Source organism: Bacillus cereus group sp. BfR-BA-01441 (genome assembly GCF_022663075.1).
GTDB classification, from domain to species: Bacteria; Bacillota; Bacilli; order Bacillales; family Bacillaceae_G; genus Bacillus_A; species Bacillus_A cereus.
In genome coordinates this window covers 33465-54630 of record NZ_JAKUEU010000012.1, presented here as the reverse complement: position 1 = coordinate 54630, position 21166 = coordinate 33465, and the positions used below count along the sequence as shown (strand labels likewise).

The window sequence follows — 21166 nt, the reverse complement described above, 5'->3', positions numbered from 1 at the left end:
AGTCTCACACGATTAGGGTATTTTTATGCAAAGGTTGTTATAAAAATTCAAAAGTGGTAACATAAAAATCAGAAAGATGAGGGATGACGATGAGCCATTTGTTAACGATGAGTGAATTATCGGAAGTAGAAATTTCAGAAATCCTAAAAGATGCAGAAGATTTTGCGAATGGAAAAGAGAGCAAAACGACAGAGCAAACTTTTGTTGCGAACTTGTTCTTTGAGAATAGTACGAGAACGAGATTTAGCTTTGAAGTTGCTGAGAAGAGATTAGGACTTGATGTTTTAAACTTTTCAGCTGATGCATCTAGCGTACAAAAAGGAGAAACTCTATACGATACGATAAGAACACTAGAATCAATCGGAACAAAAGCAGTGGTCATCCGCCACGAGCAAGATCGCTACTTCGATGAACTAAAAGATCAGGTGAATATTCCAATCTTAAATGCTGGAGATGGATGCGGAAACCACCCAACACAGTGCCTACTGGACCTTCTTACAATTAAACAAGAGTTTGGAAGATTTGAAGGTTTGAAGATTGCAATAGTAGGAGATGTTCGTCATAGCCGAGTAGCACGTTCTAATGCAGAAGCATTAACGAAGCTTGGTGCAACAATTTACTTTGCAAGTCCAGAAGAGTGGAAAGATGAAGACAACACATTTGGAACATACAAACCATTAGATGAACTTGTTCCAGAAGTTGATGTAATGATGTTACTCCGTGTACAACATGAGCGTCATGATCATTATGAAACAGACATTATGAAAGAATATCATGAGAAACACGGATTAACAGTAGAAAGAGAAAAGCGTATGAAAGAAGGAAGCATTATTATGCATCCAGCTCCTGTAAACCGTGATGTTGAAATTGCAAGTGAACTTGTTGAGTGTGAGCGTTCACGTATATTTAAACAAATGGAAAATGGAGTTTACGTAAGAATGGCTGTACTAAAACGCGCCTTACCAAATGTATTAGGAGGAATGAAACATGAATTATTTGTTTAAAAATGGTCGTTATATGAATGAAGAAGGAAAAATCGTAGCAACGGATCTTCTCGTACAAGACGGTAAAATCGCTAAGGTAGCAGAAAATATTACGGCAGATAATGCTGAAGTAATCGATGTGAACGGAAAGTTAATCGCACCTGGATTAGTAGATGTACACGTACATCTTCGTGAACCAGGTGGTGAACATAAAGAAACAATTGAAACAGGTACACTAGCAGCGGCAAAAGGTGGATTCACTACAATTTGCGCAATGCCAAATACACGCCCGGTACCAGATTGCAGAGAACATATGGAAGACTTGCAAAAACGTATTGAAGAAAAAGCTCATGTTAACGTACTACCATACGGAGCAATTACAGTACGTCAAGCTGGTTCTGAAATGACAGATTTCGAAACATTAAAAGAACTTGGAGCATTTGCTTTCACAGATGACGGCGTAGGCGTACAAGATGCGAGCATGATGTTAGCGGCTATGAAACGTGCAGCAAAATTAGATATGGCAGTAGTTGCGCACTGTGAAGAGAATACGCTTATTAATAAAGGTTGTGTACATGAAGGGAAGTTTTCTGAGAAACACGGATTAAACGGTATCCCATCAGTATGTGAATCTGTACATATTGCAAGGGATATACTGCTTGCTGAAGCAGCAGATTGCCACTATCACGTATGTCATGTAAGTACGAAAGGTTCTGTACGTGTAATCCGTGATGCGAAACGCGCTGGAATTAAAGTAACAGCAGAAGTAACACCGCATCACCTAGTGTTATGTGAAGATGATATCCCATCAGCTGATCCTAACTTTAAAATGAACCCACCGCTTCGTGGAAAAGAAGACCATGCAGCATTAATTGAAGGTTTATTAGATGGAACGATCGATATGATCGCAACTGACCATGCACCGCATACAGCGGAAGAGAAAGCACAAGGAATTGAAAGAGCACCGTTTGGAATTACTGGTTTTGAAACAGCATTCCCGCTTCTATACACAAACCTTGTGAAAAAGGGAGTTATTACGCTAGAACAGTTAATTCAATTCTTAACAGAAAAGCCAGCTGATACATTCGGCTTAGAAGCAGGTCGCCTAAAAGAAGGTAGAGCAGCTGATATTACAATCATTGATTTAGAACAAGAAGAAGAGATTGACCCAACAACATTCTTATCAAAAGGAAAAAATACACCATTCGCAGGTTGGAAATGCCAAGGATGGCCGGTAATGACAATCGTTGGTGGTAAGATCGCATGGCAAAAGGAGAGTGCATTAGTATGAAAAGACAACTTATCTTAGAAGATGGAACAGTATTAATTGGAACAGGTTTCGGAGGCGAAATCGAAAAGTCAGGTGAGGTTGTATTTACAACAGGAATGACTGGATATCAAGAAACATTATCTGATCCATCATATTGCGGTCAAATCGTAACATTCACGTACCCATTAATCGGAAACTACGGCATTAACCGTGACGATTTTGAATCCATTCACCCATCTGTAAATGGTTTAATCGTAAACGAAATTTGTGATCACCCATCAAACTTCCGTAATGAAATTTCGTTAAATGATTACTTGAAAGAAAGAAATATCCCAGGATTAGCAGGGATTGATACGAGAAAATTAACGAGAAAAATTCGTCAATACGGTACATTACGTGGACGCCTTTGTAACATGGATGCAGATGTAGAGTACATTGTAAGCCAATTAAAAGCGACAGTATTTACAGATCATGTAAAACGCGTATCAACGAAAGATCCATACCCAAGCCCAGGTCGTGGTCACCGAGTTGTACTAGTAGACTTCGGTATGAAACATGGTATTTTACGAGAATTAAATAAGCGTGACTGTGATGTAATTGTAGTTCCTTACAACACAACAGCGGAAGAAATTTTACGCCTTAGCCCAGATGGAATTATGTTAAGTAATGGACCTGGAGATCCGAAAGATGTACCAGAAGCAATTGAAATGTTAAAAGACATTATCGGTAAAGTTCCTTTATTCGGAATTTGCCTAGGACATCAATTGTTCGCTCTAGCATCAGGTGCAAATACAAGTAAGTTGAAATTTGGTCACCGTGGTTTAAACCATCCAGTAAAAAATCTTGCAACTGGAAAAGTAGCAATTACATCTCAAAACCACGGATACGCAGTAGAAGAAGAATCAGTTGAAAATACAGATCTTGAAATTACACATGTTGCTTTAAACGATGGAACGGTAGAAGGTCTTCGTCATAAGAAGTTCCCGGCATTTACAGTACAATACCATCCAGAAGCTTCAGCGGGACCAGAAGATGCAAATGATTTATTCGAAGATTTCTTAACAATGATTGAAAACTTCAAGAAAGAAGGGGAAGAGTTATGCCAAAACGCCTAGACATTAACACAATTTTAGTAATCGGATCAGGACCAATTGTAATTGGGCAAGCAGCGGAGTTTGACTACTCTGGTACACAAGCTTGTCAATCTCTTAAAGAGGAAGGTTACAAAGTAATCCTTGTTAACTCTAACCCAGCAACAATTATGACGGATACTGCAACAGCAGATAAAGTATACATCGAGCCATTAACATTAGAATTCGTAAGCCGTATTATTCGTAAAGAACGTCCTGATGCAATCCTACCAACATTAGGTGGTCAAACAGGTTTAAACATGGCTGTTGAACTTGCAAAATCAGGCGTACTTGACGAGTGCGGAGTTGAAATTTTAGGAACAAAATTATCAGCAATCGAGCAAGCGGAAGATCGTGATTTATTCCGTACATTAATGCAAGATTTAAATGAACCAACACCACCAAGTGAAATTATTCATAACCTTGATGAAGCATATGGATTTGTAAACGAAATTGGTTACCCAGTAATCGTTCGACCAGCGTTCACATTAGGAGGAACGGGCGGCGGAATTTGTCATAACGAAGAAGAGCTAATTGAAATCGTAACAAGTGGTTTAAAACATAGCCCAGTAACACAATGTTTATTAGAGAAAAGTATTGCTGGCTGTAAAGAAATTGAATACGAAGTAATGCGTGATTCAAATGATAACGCGATTGTAGTGTGTAACATGGAAAATATCGATCCAGTTGGTGTTCATACAGGTGATTCAATCGTTGTAGCACCGAGCCAAACGCTAAGCGACCGTGAATACCAAATGTTACGTAACACGTCATTACGAATTATTCGTGCACTAGGAATTGAAGGTGGATGTAACGTTCAGCTTGCACTAGATCCATATAGCTTCCAATACTATGTAATCGAAGTAAATCCACGTGTAAGTCGTTCATCTGCACTAGCATCTAAAGCAACTGGATATCCAATTGCGAAATTAGCAGCAAAAATTGCAGTCGGCTTAACGTTAGATGAAATCGTAAACCCAGTAACACAAAAAACTTACGCTTGCTTCGAGCCAGCGTTAGACTATGTTGTTTCAAAAATTCCACGTTGGCCGTTTGATAAGTTTGAATCAGCGAACAGAACGCTTGGAACACAAATGAAAGCAACTGGTGAAGTTATGTCAATCGGACGTAACTTAGAAGAATCATTACTAAAAGCAGTTCGTTCTTTAGAGCTTGGCATTTATCACTTAGAATTAGACCACTTAAAAGAACTTGATAAAGAAACGATGAAAAAACGTATCATTAAAGCGGATGATGAACGACTGTTTATTGTAGCAGAAGCAATTCGCCAAGGTGTAACGAAAGAAGAAATCAATGAATGGTGTGAAATGGACTTCTTCTTCTTACAAAAAGTTGAAAACATCGTAAATATGGAACGTGAAGTAAAAGCGAATGTAGGAAATATGGAAGTACTACAAACTGCAAAAGAAATGGGCTTCAGCGATCACTACATTGCAGCAGCTTGGAACAAAACGGAGCGCGAAATTTACGATATGCGTAAAGAAAATAATATGATGCCAGTATTCAAAATGGTAGATACTTGTGCGGCAGAGTTTGAATCTGCAACGCCATATTACTACAGCACATATGCGGACGAAAATGAATCGATTGTAACAGATCGTAAGAGTGTAGTAGTTCTAGGATCTGGTCCGATCCGTATTGGTCAAGGTGTTGAGTTTGATTACGCAACAGTTCACTCAGTATGGGCAATTAAAGAAGCTGGATATGAAGCAATTATCATTAACAACAACCCAGAAACAGTTTCAACAGACTTCAGTATTTCTGACAAATTATACTTTGAACCATTAACGATTGAAGATGTAATGCATATTATCGATTTAGAAAAACCAGAAGGTGTTATCGTTCAGTTCGGTGGACAAACGGCAATTAACTTAGCAGCGAAACTAGAAGAACACGGTGTGAAAATTTTAGGAACATCACTTGAAGACTTAGACCGTGCAGAAGATCGTGATAAATTTGAAGCTGCTTTAACAAAACTTGGCATCCCGCAACCAGTTGGTAAAACAGCAACGACTGTAGAACAAGCGGTAGCAATCGCAGAAGAAATTGGTTACCCAGTATTAGTAAGACCATCTTACGTACTAGGTGGACGTGCGATGGAAATCGTATATCGTCAAGAAGAACTACTGCACTACATGAAAAATGCAGTTAAAGTTCATGCAGATCACCCAGTATTAATCGATCGTTACATGGTTGGTAAAGAAATTGAAGTAGATGCAATTTCCGATGGTGAGAATGTATTCATTCCAGGTATTATGGAACATATTGAACGCGCTGGAGTTCACTCTGGTGACTCAATTGGAGTATATCCACCACAAAGTTTATCTGAAAAACTAAAAGAACAAATCATTGAACATACAATTGCACTTGGAAAAGGATTAAACATTGTTGGATTACTAAATATCCAGTTTGTAGTATTCAAAGATCAAGTGTACGTAATTGAAGTAAATCCACGTGCAAGCCGTACAGTACCGTTCTTAAGTAAAATTACAGGCGTACCGATGGCGAATGTTGCAACGAAAGTTATTTTAGGGCAAGACCTAGTAGAGCAAGGATACGGAACTGGCTATCACCCAGAAGAGAAAGAAGTATATGTAAAAGCTCCGGTATTCTCATTCGCGAAACTACGCTCAGTTGATACAACATTAGGACCTGAAATGAAATCAACAGGGGAAGTAATGGGTAAAGACTTAACGCTTGAAAAAGCATTATATAAAGGATTAGTTGCTTCTGGAATTAACATCCCAACGCACGGCTCAGTAATCATTACTGTAGCGGATAAAGATAAAGAAGAGGCGATGGAAATTGCAAAACGTTTCCACGAAATCGGCTATAACTTATTAGCAACAGCTGGAACAGCACAATCATTAGAAGAGCAAAATATCCCAGTACAAGTTGTAAACAAAATTGATTCTGAAGACTACAACTTACTAGATATTATCCGTCAAGGAAAAGCACAGTTTGTAATTAACACATTAACAAAAGGTAAACAACCAGCGCGTGATGGTTTCCGCATTCGCCGTGAATCAGTAGAAAATGGTGTGGCTTGCTTAACATCACTTGATACAACAAGAGCAATCTTACGAGTATTAGAATCTATGACATTCTCAGCTCATTCAATGAAAGAAATTACGCAAACAAAGCGTCACGAGGTGGTACATGCATGATGCAAAAGCAAAATATGATCGTCGTTAACCAAAAAGAAATCGCAAAAAATATTTACGAATTAGTGCTTCAAGGAACGTTAGTACAGCAAATGAACGAACCAGGGCAGTTTGTACACATTAAGGTAGCAGAGGGCATTGCGCCCCTTCTGCGCCGCCCAATTAGTATTTGTAATGTAGATCGAGAGAAGAACGAATTTACAATGCTATATCGTGCCGAAGGACAAGGGACAAAAACATTAGCAACTAGAAAACAAGGTGAAATGGTAGATGTACTAGGACCATTAGGACACGGTTTTCCTGTAGAAGAAGCAGAAGCTGGTCAAACAGCTTTACTAGTAGGTGGGGGAATTGGTGTACCACCACTTTATGAATTATCACAGCGCCTCGTTGCAAAAGGTGTACGTGTTATTCACATCTTAGGCTTTCAAACGAAAGATGTAGTTTTCTATGAAGAAAAATTTGCAGAACTTGGTGATACGTACGTTGCGACAGTAGACGGTACACACGGTACAAAAGGATTTGTCACAGATGTAATTGATAATTACGGAATTGACTTTGATATTCTTTATTCATGTGGTCCGCTAGCGATGCTTCGTGCATTAGAAGGACGTTACAAAGAGAAAAAAGCCTATATTTCATTAGAAGAACGTATGGGCTGTGGTATTGGAGCTTGTTTCGCATGTGTATGCCACTTACAAGAAGATCCAAGTGGACATTCTTACAAGAAGGTGTGTAGCGACGGACCAGTATTTCCAATTGGGGAGGTTGTACTATGAACAGATTGCAAGTTGAATTACCAGGATTATCATTAAAAAATCCAATTATACCGGCATCTGGATGCTTTGGGTTTGGTCGTGAATATGCACAGTTTTACGATTTAAGTGTACTAGGATCAATCATGATTAAAGCGACGACAGAACAACCACGTTATGGAAATCCAACGCCTCGTGTTGCTGAAACACCAGGCGGCATGCTAAATGCAATCGGACTTCAAAACCCGGGATTAGACAAAGTAATGAATTCGGAATTACCATGGTTAGAACAATTTGACCTTCCAATTATTGCAAACGTTGCAGGCTCACAAGCTGAGGATTACGTAGCGGTTGCGAAGGAAATTTCTAAAGCGCCTAATGTCCATGCACTAGAATTAAACATTTCTTGTCCGAACGTAAAAACAGGTGGTATCGCCTTTGGTACAAATCCTGAAATTGCTGCTGATTTAACGAAGCGAGTAAAAGAGGTTTCTGAAGTACCTGTATACGTGAAATTGTCACCGAACGTGGCAAACATAGTAGAAATTGCAAAAGCGATTGAAAATGCAGGTGCAGATGGTTTAACGATGATTAATACATTGCTTGGTATGCGTCTAGATTTAAAAACAGCTAAACCAATTTTAGCAAACCGTACAGGCGGATTATCAGGTCCTGCGATTAAGCCAGTAGCAATTCGCATGGTACATGAAGTAAGCCAAGCGGTTAACATTCCAATTATCGGAATGGGTGGTATTGAAACAGCTGAAGATGTAATTGAATTCTTCTATGCTGGCGCAAGCGCAGTTGCAGTAGGTACAGCGAACTTTATCGATCCGTTCGTATGTCCGACAATTATTGAAGAGTTACCAGCATTATTAGATGAATTAGGGTTTGATCACATTTCGGAATGTCAAGGAAGGAGCTGGAAGCAAACATGTCACAGTCGTTAATCGTTGCACTAGATTTTCCAGGGAAACAAGAAGTAGAACAATTCTTACACCACTTTGAAGGGGAAGAGTTATTTGTCAAAGTAGGTATGGAGTTATTTTACAAAGAAGGCCCTGCGATTATTACGTACTTAAAAGAAAAGGGACATAAGATCTTCTTAGATTTAAAACTTCATGATATTCCGAATACAGTAAAAAGCGCTATGCGTAGCCTAGCTAGTCTAGATGTTGATATGGTAAATGTTCATGCTGCTGGGGGAAGCAGCATGATGAAAGCTGCGATTGAGGGATTAGAGGAAGGTAAGCAAGAAGGAAAAGAGAGACCGATTTGTATTGCAGTTACACAACTAACAAGCACTTCGGAAGCTATGATGAAAAAAGAGATCGGCATTGAGAAAACGTTAGAAGAAGCGGTTGCTCATTATGCAAAATTAACGAAAGAAAGTGGACTTGATGGCGTTGTTTGTTCAACACTTGAAGTTCCAAAATTACGTGAAGTATGCGGAAATGAATTTGTAACAGTAACACCGGGGATTCGTCTTGCAAGCGATGATGTAAATGACCAAGTGCGCGTAGCAACACCGAAACGTGCGAGGGAACTTGGCTCAAGCTACATCGTAGTTGGACGTAGTATTACAAAAGCAGAAAATCCGCTTGAAGCGTATAAAACAGTAAAACAACAGTGGGAAGGTGTAACAGTATGAAAAAAGAAATCGCATCGCATTTATTAGAAATTGGAGCAGTATTTTTACAACCGAATGATCCATTCACTTGGTCTTCAGGTATGAAATCACCAATTTATTGTGATAACCGTTTAACTTTATCTTATCCAAAAGTACGTCAAGCGATTGCAGCTGGATTAGAAGAGTTAATTAAAGAGCACTTCCCAACTGTAGAAATTATTGCAGGAACAGCAACTGCTGGTATTGCGCACGCTGCATGGGTAAGCGATCGTATGGATTTACCAATGTGCTACGTACGTAGTAAAGCAAAAGGTCACGGTAAAGGGAACCAAATCGAAGGGAAAGCTGAAAAAGGTCAAAAAGTCGTAGTAGTAGAAGACTTAATTTCAACTGGCGGTAGTGCAATTACATGTGTAGAAGCACTTCGCGAAGCTGGATGTGAAGTATTAGGAATCGTATCAATCTTCACATATGAGTTAGAAGCAGGAAAAGAAAAACTAGAAGCAGCTAACGTAGCATCATACTCTTTAAGCGACTACAGTGCATTAACTGAAGTAGCAGCAGAAAAAGGTATGATCGGACAAGCTGAAACGAAAAAATTACAAGAGTGGCGTAAAAATCCAGCTAACGAAGCTTGGATCACAGCGTAACACGAAAAAAACGACTGCGGGGGAACGCGGTCGTTTTTTTATATCATTGTTATAATTTCATGTAACGAACAGATAGTAGGAATATCGTACTTGAGTTGTGAGTTATCCCGATTCAACCATATCCCTTGCATCCCAGCTGCTGTACTACTAATCGCATCAGTCTATAATCGATCGCCAATATAATAGCAGTCTTTCATTTCAAGATTCGATTGTAATACACTACTGTGAAAAATTTCAGGATCTGGTTTCGATATCCCAAGTTCACTAGAAGTAAATATATATTTGAAATATTGTAGAATGTTTAGAGTAGTTAACTTTTCGACTTGTTGCTCATATTCACCATTACTAATGATACCTAATGAGTACCCTTTTTCCTGCAAGGTCTGTAATGTATAGTTTACATCTTCAAACGCGGTCCAGTTGTTCTTATATAGTTCTATATATTGATTGAATTTATGCTGAGATTCCTCGGGGGATAAGTTTACTCCATATGCTTTAAATAAATGATACATTCGCATCCTTTGTTGTTCCTGAAAAGATAATTCTTTGGACAAAAATTTGTTGAAATATTCTTCTGATAATTCATGCCAGACTTTCGTGGCCTCTAATTCATTGCCTGAAAAAATAGTATTATATATTTGAAAAAAATCTATAATACCATTTCTTTCAGCAGCCTCATATTCAAGTAAAGTTCCATCAATATCAAAGAAAATCATATTACAATCTCCTTAACTACTTAGTGCTTTCTGCAAGCTTATATCCTTTTACAAACAATAGAGTCACATAAGAAACAATAAATGAGAAAATGCTATACATGCCGACCCAAAAGAAAAATTTTGGAGTAAAGGCGATAACACCTATTATTAAAAAACTAGCAAACGTTACAATCGGCATTACGTAATACGTTTTCGTCTTGCGCGTTCCAATAACAGAAACGATAAAGATAAGTAACGGACAAATTAATAAGACGAAAATCAATTCATTCATAGTTATGTCCCCTTTTCTAATTGCAGTAATCTGTTTCTCGTAAACGTTTTGAAAAAATTACTCTCCTAATATAATTTCGCTAAGGGATAACGAATCCCTGTTGAAAACCAGTAATTCATGATGAATTTTACAAGAAAAAACGTAAGCAAGAGAACACTTGCTTACGTTATAAAATAAACATCGCAAAGATAGTGGTGACAATTAAACCGATAACAACCGGTAAAAAGTTTCGGCGTGCCAGTTCAAATGGATCTACCTTGCAAATTGCAGCAGCAGGAATAAGCGCCCAAGGAATTAACGTCCCGCCCCCGGTCCATATAGCCGCAATTTGTCCGAGTGCTGTTAATGTAGCTGTTCCATGACCTAAAGCTGTTCCGAAAAGGTTTGCAATGGAACCAGCAAGCGATATACCGGAAAAACCAGATCCATCTAAGCCTGTTATGACACCAACGATAGTTAATGTTCCCGCTGATACGTATTGGTTTAAAGGAACAGTTTGAGATAAAGCGATGCCTAAGTCGTTAATGATTCCGTGTGAACCTTTCGGTAAATAGTCTCCGATAATTTTCACAAAGCCACTATCTCCTAAATAAAAGAGTGCAGCGATAGGAATAACTGGTCCGAAAATTTTAAAGCCAAATTGGAGCCCTTCTATGAAATAATCGGTCGTTTTATTCAGTCCATTACCTTTGTAGGCGATGAGAGAAATGATGATAATCATAATAACAGTCGTTCCGCCGATAAGTGCAGTTGCGTCGCTTCCTTGTAGTTTAAATTGAATCATGCAAAGGATATCAATGATATATATGATAGGAATACATATAGCGAGCCATTTTTTTATGCGAGGAGATAATGAAGAGAGCGTTTTAGAAGAATCAGTTGATGGCATAGATTCTTGTATAGATAAGCCTGTATGAAACTCTTTTCGTAAGAAGAAAAAAGCGACGGAAGTTGTCACAATGCCCATAACGATAACGAGTGGAACACTTGCAGATACGACGCTGGAAACAGGGAGACCAGCCGCGTCTGCAGTTAATTTCGGTGCACCTTGAATAACGAAGTCGCCAGATAAGGCGATGCCGTGCCCAAATAAGTTCATAGCAATTGCAACCCCAATTGGAGGAAGGCCGACACGTACAGCAACCGGTAATAAAATAGCTCCCATTAAGGCGACAGCTGGAGAAGGCCAAAAGAAGAAAGAAATGGTCATCATTAAAAGGCCGATAATCCAGTAGGCGAGTGTAGGTGTACGAATCATTTTTGTAAATGGTGAAATCATCGTATCATTTATGCCAGTATGAACGAGTAAATTGCTCATTGATACGATAATGGAGATGATTAATATAGTTGGTAATAGCTCAGTAATGGCGTAAATGAAACTTTGAAAAATCCCGCTAATGGCAAGAGGGATAGAACTTGTTGCAGTTAATGCTAATAAAAAGATAAAAACGATACAAATGATAGTCGTATCTTTCCGGAGAATAAAAAAGGTAATAATAGTGAGTAAACAAATAATGTAGAGAGCGTGTAATAGCGTTAATTCAACTCCCATAACATTCACATCCTTTAGGCATTCGTGTAGTTTATTGTATGAAAGCAGTGAAAGTATGTGAGTATAGGAAAAAGAAAAAAGTAAAATTTCATGTACTGTAATGATGAGAACGATAAATGGATGTTACAATACAGTTAATCCTAAAAAATGAATAAAAGAAAGTGCCACCTTATCTGGTGGCACTTTCTTATTTTACTGCATGAGCTTTTTGCATCTTCCTAATTAAGCGAATTTGTCCGCGATGATTGATTTCATCTTCAAATACGTGAAACCATTTAAAGTAGTTGTTAGCTGGTTTGTTATACCAAAAGTCTGTCGTTTTAAATAGCCATTCATCAGGTAAAGATTGAAATGTTTCAATTGTTTTAGAGCGTACTTCTTGTAATGTATTAATGTAAAATTCTAAAGAGTTTCCCTTTATTTTTTCTCGTCCAAGATTCCCTAACTCAATAGCTGGCAACCAATGTTCTAATTCAACTTCCGTCGGTTCACGATCCTCAAAGGTATGGATTTGGTAGTAAAATTCAATAGCAGCCATGTGATATAACAGCATGCCAATTGAATTGGCTTCTTTATCATATAAATAATCAAGTTCTTCAATTGTTAAACTTTCCACTGCTTGCATTGTTGTATAACGAGCGTAATTCATCATGGAAACAAGTTTTGAAAACTCAACTTGTAAACCATCTATTTTATCAATTACAAAATTCAATTTAAATTCCCCCTCTTTAAATGAACACTCCAGAGAAGGAATTCTATGTGTAGAAAAAAACTCCTTTTAAAAAGGCCATGATTTTAACAAGGGATTACAATTAGTTCTCTATTTGATTTTGTAATAACTTCATATCCGTCTTTTGTAATGACGATATCATCTTCAATTCTACAACCGCCCCAGTTCGGTATGTAAATGCCCGGCTCAACTGTAACAACCATACCTTCTTGTAAAGTTACCTTACTTTCTTGGGATAGGCGAAGCGGTTCATGTATTTCTAACCCAAGACCGTGCCCAGTAGAGTGGCCAAAGTATTGACCGTATCCATGTTCTGTAATGTAATCCCTCGTTACATCATCGATACTTTTCGCAGTTTCTCCAGGCTTAATCGCTTCAGTCCCACGTTTTAACGCTTCTCGTACAACATTGTATATTTTTTTGAATTCTTCCGATGGTTCCCCTATTGCTACGGTACGTGTTATATCGGAACAATATCCGTCGTAAAGTGCACCAAAGTCTAATGTAACGATGTCGCCTCGTTCAATTATTTTATTTGATGCAACTCCATGTGGAAGAGAAGAACGAACACCAGAAGCTACAATAATTTGAAATGATGAAGATGTAGCACCTTTTTTTCGCATGAAAAATTCTAATTCATCTCGTACAGCATTTTCACTTATTCCTGGTTTTAGAAACGTAAGGATATGATGAAATGCTTCGTCCGCGATATTAGCTGCAATTTTCATTGTTTCTATTTCAGGCGTGTCTTTAATGATACGAATATTTTCGATAATTTCGCACACTTGAATCATTTCCGCCTGTACGTATTTTTGCAAGTTTTTATATTGTTGCAATGTCATGTTGTTTTCTTCAATTCCAAGTTTTTGAATGTTTAATTTCGATACTTGATGTGCAATTTCTTTTTCTAAATTTCCTTTATGCATAATAATTTCAGCATCTTTTATTTGTGATTTCGCTTGATCTACATAGCGGAAATCAGTGATGAAAACAGCTTGATCGGCAGAGATTAAGACGACGCCAGCACTACCTGTAAAGCCTGTTGCATATTGGCGGTTTTCTTTTTTTGTAATAAGTAACCCGTCAATTTCATAGTTTTGTAGTTGATTTTGGATTTTATTAATTTTTAAAGTCATGTTAATTCCTCCTATTCATAGTATTGAATAAAGCAAATAGCGTGCCAAAATGTATATTTGAAGAAAGGATAGTAGGGACAACATATATTTTAGGGGAGATAAAAAAATAGCCCGTAATTTGTGGGAGACGGTTTGTTCATAAAATCTAGATTGCTTCAATGAATAGCAGGGGGATGGGGGAAAAATGATTGGAGTTACACTTGTACTTTATTTACATGCTGTAAAAAAATTTATACAAATGTGAAATGATACTGTCAATTTTTTTGACAATATTGAATGGATATAGCAACGAAATTGAAAACATATAAAAAATGCGCTGCATACAAGCAACGCATTTTTTTATTTACGCTTTTAATTTCATTACAATATCAGCATCTGGTGTTACATATACGGTTTGCTGATTGTCGTACGTAACAAAACCAAGTTTTGCACCACTCGGTTTTTTGACATGGCGTATTTTGGTGAAATCAACAGGTACAGAGCTAGACTCTTTCGCTTTACTGTAATAGGCAGCAATTTTGGCAGCTTCTAGTAAAGTTTCTTCAGCAGGCTCTAAAGAACGAATGACAACGTGAGAGCCAGGTATGTCTTTCGTATGTAACCAAATTTCATCACGGCGGGCAAACTTCGTTGTTAAATAATCATTTTGTTTATTGTTTTTACCAACGAAAATCTCTGTGCCATCACTTGCTACATATTTATCTAATACTGGTTTAGTAGGCTTTTTCTTTGCGTTTTTCGTTTTGCGATTGCGCACATAACCTTCTTCAGCTAATTCCTCACGAATTTCTTCAATATCTTTTGAAGAAGCAGCTTCCATTTGTTGAAGTAAGCTATCAAAATAAAGAATTTCTTCATTTGTTTTTTCGATTTGTTCTTCTACAACAGCAACCGAATTTTTTGCTTTTTGATACTTTTGGAAATAGCGTTGTGCATTTTCAGATGGTGTTTTTAAAGGATCTAATGTGATTTTTACAGTTCCACCATCCTCATCGTAATAATTAACGACCTCAATATCTTTATCGCCCTTTTTTAAAGCGTACATATTGGCTGTAAGTAGCTCTCCAAATAGTTGATATTTATCTGCTTTTCCAGCATCTTGCAGTGTTTTTTCGAGTTTAATGAGTTTTTTCTCGTTTTTATTTTTTTCGTTTTGCATAAAGCGTTCTAAATCATGAGCTTGTTGTTTTACACGATCACGTTCTGCTTTGCCAAAGAAGAAACGATCTAACAATTCGCTCACTGATGAGAATGTTTTTTCTTCTCCTTGCAAGTGTGTAAGAGGGAAAAGATAAAAGAATTCTTTTCCATTTGCAGTAATCATTGTAGGTGTATATGCATGAGATAGTAATGGTGTTTGTATAGAGAAAAATGCTTCTGATAATGCTTTCTCGTTTACCATACCGGCTTTCTTTACTACTTCTTTTGCAAATAATGGGGATATTCCCATGAAAGCACCAACCAGTTGTTTATCCATATTTCCAGATAGAAAGTCTAGCGGTCTAATAAAATCATCTGCGGTTTCAATTTGCAGAGGATTGATTTTATGTTGGGCTGGTGGCGCGACGTACTCAGCACCAGCATATACAGTTCGGTGACGGTTTACGGCTAATGAAACGTGTTTTAAGCTATCTAAAATCACGTTTGTTTTCGTATCTAATAAGATAATGTTACTATGTCGTCCCATTATTTCAATTACTAATGTTTTTAATGATTCGTCTCCGATTTCATTACGACTGCGAACTGTAATTTGAATAATGCGTTCTAAGTCGATTTGTTCAATTTTTTCAATAAATCCACCTTCTAAATGTTTGCGAAGAAGCATACAGAACATCGGCGGTATTGCTGGCGAATCGTAGTTTTGATTCGTTAAGTGCATACGCGCATATGTAGGATGAGATGAAAGAATTAGTTTTTGGTTCTTTCCATTCGCTCGAATATGTAATAAAATCTCGTATTTTGAAGGTTGATATATTTTGGAAATTCTTCCTGTGTAAAGAGAATTTTCAATTTCATGTGTAATCGCTCTTGTAAATAATCCATCGAATGCCATAAATGAACACTCCTTTCTAACTAAATGTTAATTATAGCATTTTTTTGGACGAGGCTGAATAAGCTTTCAATAGAGTATGTCTGGAATCAGGAGGTCGATAGCAGGATGAACTGGTATGGAATGCGAGCACATGAAGTGGAAGAAAGAACGAATACGAATGTAAAGGTTGGACTTACAGAGAAAGAAGCAGAAGGGCGAGTAAAGAAATTTGGTACTAATGAATTAGAAGAAGCAAAAAGGCCTTCTGCACTAATGGTATTTTTAGCACAGTTTAAAGATTTCATGGTACTCGTTTTGTTTGGAGCAACAATTGTTTCTGCGTTTTTAGGTGAATACATTGATTCTATTGCTATTGTTGCCATTGTTATTATCAATGGTATTCTCGGCTTTTTTCAAGAAAGAAAAGCTGAAAAATCATTGGAAGCTTTAAAGGAACTAGCTGCCCCGCAAGTTACTGTAATGCGGAATGGAAAGTGGGTAAAAGCACCATCTAAAGCACTTGTTTTAGGTGATATTATTAAGTTTTCCAGTGGTGATCGTATTGGGGCTGATGTGCGTCTTGTTGAGGCATCAAGTTTATATATTGAAGAGTCTGCTTTGACAGGGGAGTCCGTACCTGTACAAAAGAAGGTAGAAGCACTGCAAGGGCAAGATGTTGCAATTGGGGATCAAAAAAATATGGCTTTTATGGGGACAATGATTACGCGAGGATCTGGTACAGGAGTCGTTGTAGCAACTGGTATGAATACAGCGATGGGGCAAATTGCAAATATGTTGCAAAATGCAGAGCAAATGGAAACGCCACTGCAAAGAAGGTTAGAACAGCTCGGAAAAATATTAATTATTGTAGCTCTTATTTTGACAGCGCTCGTTGTATTGGCTGGTGTGTATCAAGGGAATGAAGTATATCATATGTTTTTAGCTGGCGTATCGCTAGCTGTTGCGGCTATTCCAGAAGGATTGCCAGCAATTGTTACAGTAGCTTTATCACTTGGTGTACAGCGTATGATAAAAAAGAGAGCAATTGTAAGGAAGTTACCGGCCGTAGAAACGTTAGGCTGCGCTTCTGTTATATGCTCTGATAAAACGGGAACAATGACACAAAACAAAATGATGGTAACACATATGTGGTCAGGCGGAGAATTGTGGAAAGTGACAGGGCAAGGATATGAACCTAATGGCTCTTTTATGAAAGGTGAAAAAGAAGTGAATCCAGCTAAGACAAAATCACTTTATCAGCTACTTGCATTTGGTTCACTATGTAACAATGCAAATATTATGCAAAAGAAAAAGGCGTACGTATTAGATGGGGATCCAACAGAGGGAGCGCTTGTAGCTGCAGCAATGAAAGCTGGGATAACACGTGAGGCATTGAAAGGGAAATTTGAAATTATTCGTGAATTTCCATTTGATTCAACTCGAAAAATGATGAGTGTTATTGTACGAGATCGAGAGGGGAAAAAGTTTATTGTTACGAAAGGAGCACCGGATGTTCTTTTGCAAATGAGTCAAACAATCTTATGGGGGGATAAGCAGCAGCCGTTAAGTGAGCTATATAGAAAAGAAGTACAGGCGGCTATTCATAGCTTAGGTAGTCAAGCGCTTCGAACAATTGCAGTTGCGTTTAAACCTTTAAAAGTCACGGATTCTATTGAACATGAAAGAGACGTTGAAAAAGATTTTATGTTGGTTGGGATACAAGGTATGATTGACCCGCCAAGGCCAGAAGTCGCGCAGGCGGTAAAAGAGTGTAAAGAAGCTGGTATTCGAACAGTAATGATTACAGGTGATCATAAAGTGACAGCAATGGCGATTGCTGAACAATTAGGAGTTTTACCACCAGATGGACGCGTTGTTGAAGGAGTAGAACTCGCGAATATGGATGTGGAGGAATTAGAAAATGTTGTAGAAGATACGTATGTATTCGCTCGTGTATCACCTGAGCATAAATTGAAAATTGTTAAAGCATTGCAAAATCAAGGACATATAGTAGCGATGACAGGTGATGGAGTGAACGATGCTCCAGCTATAAAAACAGCGGATATTGGGATAGCGATGGGGATTACAGGGACAGATGTTGCAAAAGAAGCCTCTTCACTTGTTTTACTAGATGATAATTTTGCTACAATTAAGTCAGCGATTAAAGAAGGAAGAAATATATACGAGAACATACGTAAGTTCATTCGCTACTTATTGGCGTCAAATGTTGGAGAAATTTTAGTTATGTTATTTGCGATGTTACTTGCATTACCACTGCCGATGGTTCCTATTCAAATTTTATGGGTGAACTTAGTTACTGATGGTTTACCAGCGATGGCATTAGGTTTGGATAAGGCTGAAGGAGATGTGATGAAGAGAACACCGCGTCACCCGAAAGAAGGGGTATTCGCTAGAGGGCTTGCGTGGAAAATAATAAGTCGAGGGTTTTTAATTGGAGCAGTGACGTTAGTGGCGTTTATTATTGCGTATAACCAACATCCAAATGAACTGAAATATGCACAAACTGTAGCGTTCGCGACGTTGGTACTTGCACAGCTTATTCATGTATTTGATTGTCGTAGTGAGCATTCTGTCTTTCACCGTAATCCATTTGGGAACGTGTATTTAGTAGGGGCGGTTATTATTTCGTTACTACTTATGCTAGTGGTTATATATTATCCACCGTTACAACCGATCTTTAGCACAATGCCGATACAAGCAAGAGATTGGTTATTAATTGGAGGTTTGTCATCAATTCCGACTTTCTTACTAGTAGGTTCTTTATTAACAGGGAAAAAGGCTAAGAAGAAAAAGCCGATGTTATATAAGAAGGGATTAAACTTGAAATAGTCAATGTTATGAAAATGTGATATAATTTACAGAAGGTAGTAGAGCCTTGTCTCTATTACCTTTTTCATTGAGTTATTTTATGGCTTGGATGTGATAAAAATGATTTCTAGTATGACAGGGTTTGGAAGATCGAAAGTAGAAAGTGATACTTTTCAAATTACAGTAGAAATGAAATCGGTGAACCACCGTTTTTTAGAGATGAGTATTCGACTTCCTAAGCAAATGATGGTATTTGAGGACAAAATTCGTAAAATAATTGCACAGCAAGTTCGACGTGGACGCATTGAAGTGTCTATTAGTATAGCGGGTGAAGGACTTGTTGAAAGAAAATTAAGTGTGAATTGGTCACTTCTTGAGCAGTACCAATCGATGATGGAAGATATAAAAGGGAAATTTCAATTACAAGATTCTATTACACTTCAGCAATTAATGGCAATGCCAGAAGTAACAGCAATTGAAGAAATAGAAAATGTAAATGAACATTTTGAGAACAGTTTATATGAGGCTGTTCGTCAAGCTGCTCATATGTTGAAAACGATGAGAGATGGCGAAGGAGAACGATTACATAAAGATATAGCGTATCGTTTACAAGAGATTAGCAATTGTGTAAATGCAATTATTCCACATGCACCAATTGTTACACAAAAATATCGTGAACGATTAGAAAATCGCTTAAAAGAATTACATAATCAAGATCTAGATGAACAAAGATTGCTAACAGAAGTCGCAATCTTTGCAGAGCGTTGTGATATTCATGAAGAGTTAGTTCGTTTGCAAAGTCATTTAGAGCAATTTCGTGAAACATTGCAGATTGAAGAGCCTGTTGGAAGGAAAATGGATTTCATCGTGCAAGAGATGCATAGAGAAATTAATACGATTGGTTCTAAGGCAAATGACTTAACAATTTCAAAATATGTTGTAGAAATGAAAAATAACCTTGAAAAAATTCGTGAACAAGTACAAAATATTGAGTAGCTTTCAAAAAATATATAAAGTTATACGTGGTGGAGAAATCGGATAGACTTACTAGGAGGCGCAAACTATGGCCATGCGGTTTTTAAATATTGGATACGGAAATATTGTATCTGCTCATCGAATTATTGCTATTGTAAGTCCGGAGTCAGCTCCTATTAAACGAACAGTACAGGAAGCACGCGAACATAATGCTTTGCTTGATGCTACGTATGGGAGAAAAACAAGGGCGGTTATTGTTATGGATGATGGGCATGTTGTATTAAGTCCAATTCAACCAGAGACGATTGCACATCGTTTGAATAATAAAGAAGATTTAAGTGAGGAAGGGTAGGTTTTACATATTTATGAGAAGTAGAAGAGGATTGCTCATCGTTCTTTCAGGGCCTTCTGGGGTTGGAAAAGGGACGGTTCGTAAAGAGCTGTTTAGCCATGAGGATACACGTTTTCAGTACTCTATTTCAGTAACGACACGTAAGCCGCGTGAAGGTGAAGTAGATGGTGTGGATTATTTCTTTAAAGAAAGAGAAGAATTCGAGGAAATGATTCGTAATGAAAAATTACTTGAGTGGGCTGAGTTCGTAGGTAATTATTACGGAACACCGATTGACTATGTTGAAAAAACATTACAAGAAGGAAAAGATGTATTCTTAGAAATTGAAGTGCAAGGAGCAATTCAAGTTAAGAAAGCTTTCCCAGAAGGTGTATTTATTTTCTTAGCACCTCCAAGTTTATCTGAACTAAAGAGCCGTATTGTCGGACGTGGTACAGAGACTGAAGATGTTATTGAAAATCGTTTAACTGTAGCGAAAGAAGAAATCGAGATGATGGACGCTTACGACTATGTAGTAGAAAACGATCAAGTTGAATTAGCTTGTGATAGAATTAAAGCAATTGTGGTTGGCGAACATTGCCGCCGCGAAAGGGTAGCAAAATATTATAAAGAAATGACGGAGGGTCTATAATTATGTTAAATCCATCAATTGACTCATTACTACAAAAAATCGATTCTAAGTACACATTAGTAACAGTAGCTGCAAAACGCGCGCGTGAAATGCAACTTGCTAATAACTGTGTTGTAGAAAAACCTGTTTCTCATAAATGTGTAGGTAAAGCATTAGAAGAAATCGATGCAGAAGCATTAAGCTACGTACCAAGTGAAGATAAAGTAGCTGAATAAGCCTTTGCCTTCGACAAAATAAAACATAGACTTTATAATTTTCTATGTAACGGTAACAACCTATTTACAAGTAGGTTGTTATTTTTTTACGAAAGGAATGAAATATCGGTACTGACGAGCTGAG

The 21166-nt window shown here is 37.7% G+C and carries 18 protein-coding genes and 1 pseudogene; 13 read left to right on the top strand and 6 right to left on the bottom strand.

The genetic code is table 11. The features are described 5' to 3' along the window. Positions 1-89 precede the first annotated feature (89 nt). The 8 genes from pyrB to pyrE are packed head-to-tail and all read left to right on the top strand — an operon-like array spanning position 90 to position 9603. Positions 90-1004: an aspartate carbamoyltransferase gene (gene pyrB, locus MR107_RS07915; protein ID WP_000018849.1), complete on the top strand. Its 915-nt coding sequence runs from the start codon at positions 90-92 to the stop codon at positions 1002-1004. Next, on the top strand, positions 988-2274 hold the full coding sequence (gene pyrC / locus MR107_RS07910; RefSeq protein WP_001108367.1) for a dihydroorotase: 1287 nt from the start codon (positions 988-990) through the stop codon (positions 2272-2274). The genes pyrB and pyrC overlap by 17 nt, the downstream gene beginning before the upstream one ends. Continuing rightward, positions 2271-3368, top strand: a complete 1098-nt coding sequence (locus tag MR107_RS07905) for a carbamoyl phosphate synthase small subunit (protein WP_000828680.1) — start codon at positions 2271-2273, stop codon at positions 3366-3368. The genes pyrC and MR107_RS07905 overlap by 4 nt, the downstream gene beginning before the upstream one ends. Continuing rightward, entirely contained in the window at positions 3353-6571 is a 3219-nt protein-coding gene (gene carB, locus MR107_RS07900; RefSeq protein WP_001126101.1) for a carbamoyl-phosphate synthase large subunit, read from the top strand. Before MR107_RS07905 ends, carB begins: the two co-directional genes overlap by 16 nt. Next, positions 6568-7347, top strand: a complete 780-nt coding sequence (gene pyrK / locus MR107_RS07895; RefSeq protein WP_197201668.1) for a dihydroorotate oxidase B electron transfer subunit — start codon at positions 6568-6570, stop codon at positions 7345-7347. The genes carB and pyrK overlap by 4 nt, the downstream gene beginning before the upstream one ends. Next, positions 7344-8273 carry a dihydroorotate oxidase B catalytic subunit gene (gene pyrD, locus MR107_RS07890; RefSeq protein WP_001081049.1) on the top strand — a complete coding sequence of 310 codons (930 nt, stop codon included), beginning with the start codon at positions 7344-7346 and terminating at the stop codon, positions 8271-8273. Before pyrK ends, pyrD begins: the two co-directional genes overlap by 4 nt. Then, positions 8258-8974 (top strand): orotidine-5'-phosphate decarboxylase, encoded by a 717-nt coding sequence (gene pyrF / locus MR107_RS07885; protein WP_000083510.1) that lies wholly within the window; start codon positions 8258-8260, stop codon positions 8972-8974. Before pyrD ends, pyrF begins: the two co-directional genes overlap by 16 nt. Then, a complete protein-coding gene (gene pyrE, locus MR107_RS07880) occupies positions 8971-9603 on the top strand; it encodes an orotate phosphoribosyltransferase (protein ID WP_000711440.1) in 633 nt (210 codons plus the stop codon). Before pyrF ends, pyrE begins: the two co-directional genes overlap by 4 nt. A gap of 38 nt (positions 9604-9641) precedes the next feature. Here pyrE and MR107_RS07875 read toward each other — a convergent pair. From MR107_RS07875 to MR107_RS07850, 6 genes and pseudogenes are all read right to left on the bottom strand, one after another. Next, positions 9642-10319, bottom strand: a pseudogene (locus tag MR107_RS07875) (HAD family hydrolase). A gap of 16 nt (positions 10320-10335) precedes the next feature. Further along, positions 10336-10590: a YbeF family protein gene (locus tag MR107_RS07870; protein ID WP_001003935.1), complete on the bottom strand. Its 255-nt coding sequence runs from the start codon at positions 10588-10590 to the stop codon at positions 10336-10338. Positions 10591-10756: 166 nt separating this feature from the next. Beyond that, complete coding sequence (locus tag MR107_RS07865) at positions 10757-12142, bottom strand: hypothetical protein (protein ID WP_226368669.1); 1386 nt, start codon at positions 12140-12142, stop codon at positions 10757-10759. A gap of 187 nt (positions 12143-12329) precedes the next feature. After that, positions 12330-12854 (bottom strand): DinB family protein, encoded by a 525-nt coding sequence (locus MR107_RS07860; protein WP_242292229.1) that lies wholly within the window; start codon positions 12852-12854, stop codon positions 12330-12332. An 83-nt stretch (positions 12855-12937) separates the two neighbouring features. Then, positions 12938-14008: a M24 family metallopeptidase gene (locus MR107_RS07855; RefSeq protein ID WP_242292228.1), complete on the bottom strand. Its 1071-nt coding sequence runs from the start codon at positions 14006-14008 to the stop codon at positions 12938-12940. A 343-nt stretch (positions 14009-14351) separates the two neighbouring features. Continuing rightward, the gene (locus MR107_RS07850; RefSeq protein WP_000863284.1) at positions 14352-16061 is read right to left on the bottom strand and encodes an Rqc2 family fibronectin-binding protein; all 1710 of its coding nucleotides are present in this window, start codon (positions 16059-16061) and stop codon (positions 14352-14354) included. A gap of 105 nt (positions 16062-16166) precedes the next feature. Between MR107_RS07850 and MR107_RS07845 the strand changes: the two genes are divergently transcribed. The 5 genes from MR107_RS07845 (at position 16167) to rpoZ (ending at position 21042) form a co-directional block, all read left to right on the top strand. Further along, positions 16167-18890 (top strand): calcium-translocating P-type ATPase, SERCA-type, encoded by a 2724-nt coding sequence (locus MR107_RS07845; RefSeq protein ID WP_242292227.1) that lies wholly within the window; start codon positions 16167-16169, stop codon positions 18888-18890. Positions 18891-18989: 99 nt separating this feature from the next. Beyond that, positions 18990-19865, top strand: a complete 876-nt coding sequence (locus MR107_RS07840) for a YicC/YloC family endoribonuclease (protein WP_000625869.1) — start codon at positions 18990-18992, stop codon at positions 19863-19865. A 67-nt stretch (positions 19866-19932) separates the two neighbouring features. After that, the gene (remA, locus tag MR107_RS07835) at positions 19933-20196 is read left to right on the top strand and encodes an extracellular matrix/biofilm regulator RemA (protein ID WP_001251456.1); all 264 of its coding nucleotides are present in this window, start codon (positions 19933-19935) and stop codon (positions 20194-20196) included. 13 nt (positions 20197-20209) lie between these two features. Beyond that, the gene (gmk, locus tag MR107_RS07830) at positions 20210-20827 is read left to right on the top strand and encodes a guanylate kinase (protein ID WP_001257741.1); all 618 of its coding nucleotides are present in this window, start codon (positions 20210-20212) and stop codon (positions 20825-20827) included. A gap of 2 nt (positions 20828-20829) precedes the next feature. Then, positions 20830-21042, top strand: coding sequence for a DNA-directed RNA polymerase subunit omega (gene rpoZ / locus MR107_RS07825; protein WP_000933960.1), 213 nt, complete (start codon positions 20830-20832; stop codon positions 21040-21042). The last annotated feature ends 124 nt before the right edge of the window (positions 21043-21166 follow it).

What these genes read in the sequence shown, in the direction of transcription:
- pyrB (WP_000018849.1), top strand. Translation starts at nt 90, where the DNA reads ATGAGCCATTTGTTAACGATGAGTGAATTATCGGAAGTAGAAATTTCA.
- pyrC (WP_001108367.1), top strand. Translation starts at nt 988, where the DNA reads ATGAATTATTTGTTTAAAAATGGTCGTTATATGAATGAAGAAGGAAAA.
- MR107_RS07905 (WP_000828680.1), top strand. Translation starts at nt 2,271, where the DNA reads ATGAAAAGACAACTTATCTTAGAAGATGGAACAGTATTAATTGGAACA.
- carB (WP_001126101.1), top strand. Translation starts at nt 3,353, where the DNA reads ATGCCAAAACGCCTAGACATTAACACAATTTTAGTAATCGGATCAGGA.
- pyrK (WP_197201668.1), top strand. Translation starts at nt 6,568, where the DNA reads ATGATGCAAAAGCAAAATATGATCGTCGTTAACCAAAAAGAAATCGCA.
- pyrD (WP_001081049.1), top strand. Translation starts at nt 7,344, where the DNA reads ATGAACAGATTGCAAGTTGAATTACCAGGATTATCATTAAAAAATCCA.
- pyrF (WP_000083510.1), top strand. Translation starts at nt 8,258, where the DNA reads ATGTCACAGTCGTTAATCGTTGCACTAGATTTTCCAGGGAAACAAGAA.
- pyrE (WP_000711440.1), top strand. Translation starts at nt 8,971, where the DNA reads ATGAAAAAAGAAATCGCATCGCATTTATTAGAAATTGGAGCAGTATTT.
- MR107_RS07870 (WP_001003935.1), bottom strand. Translation starts at nt 10,590, where the DNA reads ATGAATGAATTGATTTTCGTCTTATTAATTTGTCCGTTACTTATCTTT.
- MR107_RS07865 (WP_226368669.1), bottom strand. Translation starts at nt 12,142, where the DNA reads ATGGGAGTTGAATTAACGCTATTACACGCTCTCTACATTATTTGTTTA.
- MR107_RS07855 (WP_242292228.1), bottom strand. Translation starts at nt 14,008, where the DNA reads ATGACTTTAAAAATTAATAAAATCCAAAATCAACTACAAAACTATGAA.
- MR107_RS07850 (WP_000863284.1), bottom strand. Translation starts at nt 16,061, where the DNA reads ATGGCATTCGATGGATTATTTACAAGAGCGATTACACATGAAATTGAA.
- MR107_RS07845 (WP_242292227.1), top strand. Translation starts at nt 16,167, where the DNA reads ATGAACTGGTATGGAATGCGAGCACATGAAGTGGAAGAAAGAACGAAT.
- MR107_RS07840 (WP_000625869.1), top strand. Translation starts at nt 18,990, where the DNA reads ATGATTTCTAGTATGACAGGGTTTGGAAGATCGAAAGTAGAAAGTGAT.
- remA (WP_001251456.1), top strand. Translation starts at nt 19,933, where the DNA reads ATGGCCATGCGGTTTTTAAATATTGGATACGGAAATATTGTATCTGCT.
- gmk (WP_001257741.1), top strand. Translation starts at nt 20,210, where the DNA reads ATGAGAAGTAGAAGAGGATTGCTCATCGTTCTTTCAGGGCCTTCTGGG.
- rpoZ (WP_000933960.1), top strand. Translation starts at nt 20,830, where the DNA reads ATGTTAAATCCATCAATTGACTCATTACTACAAAAAATCGATTCTAAG.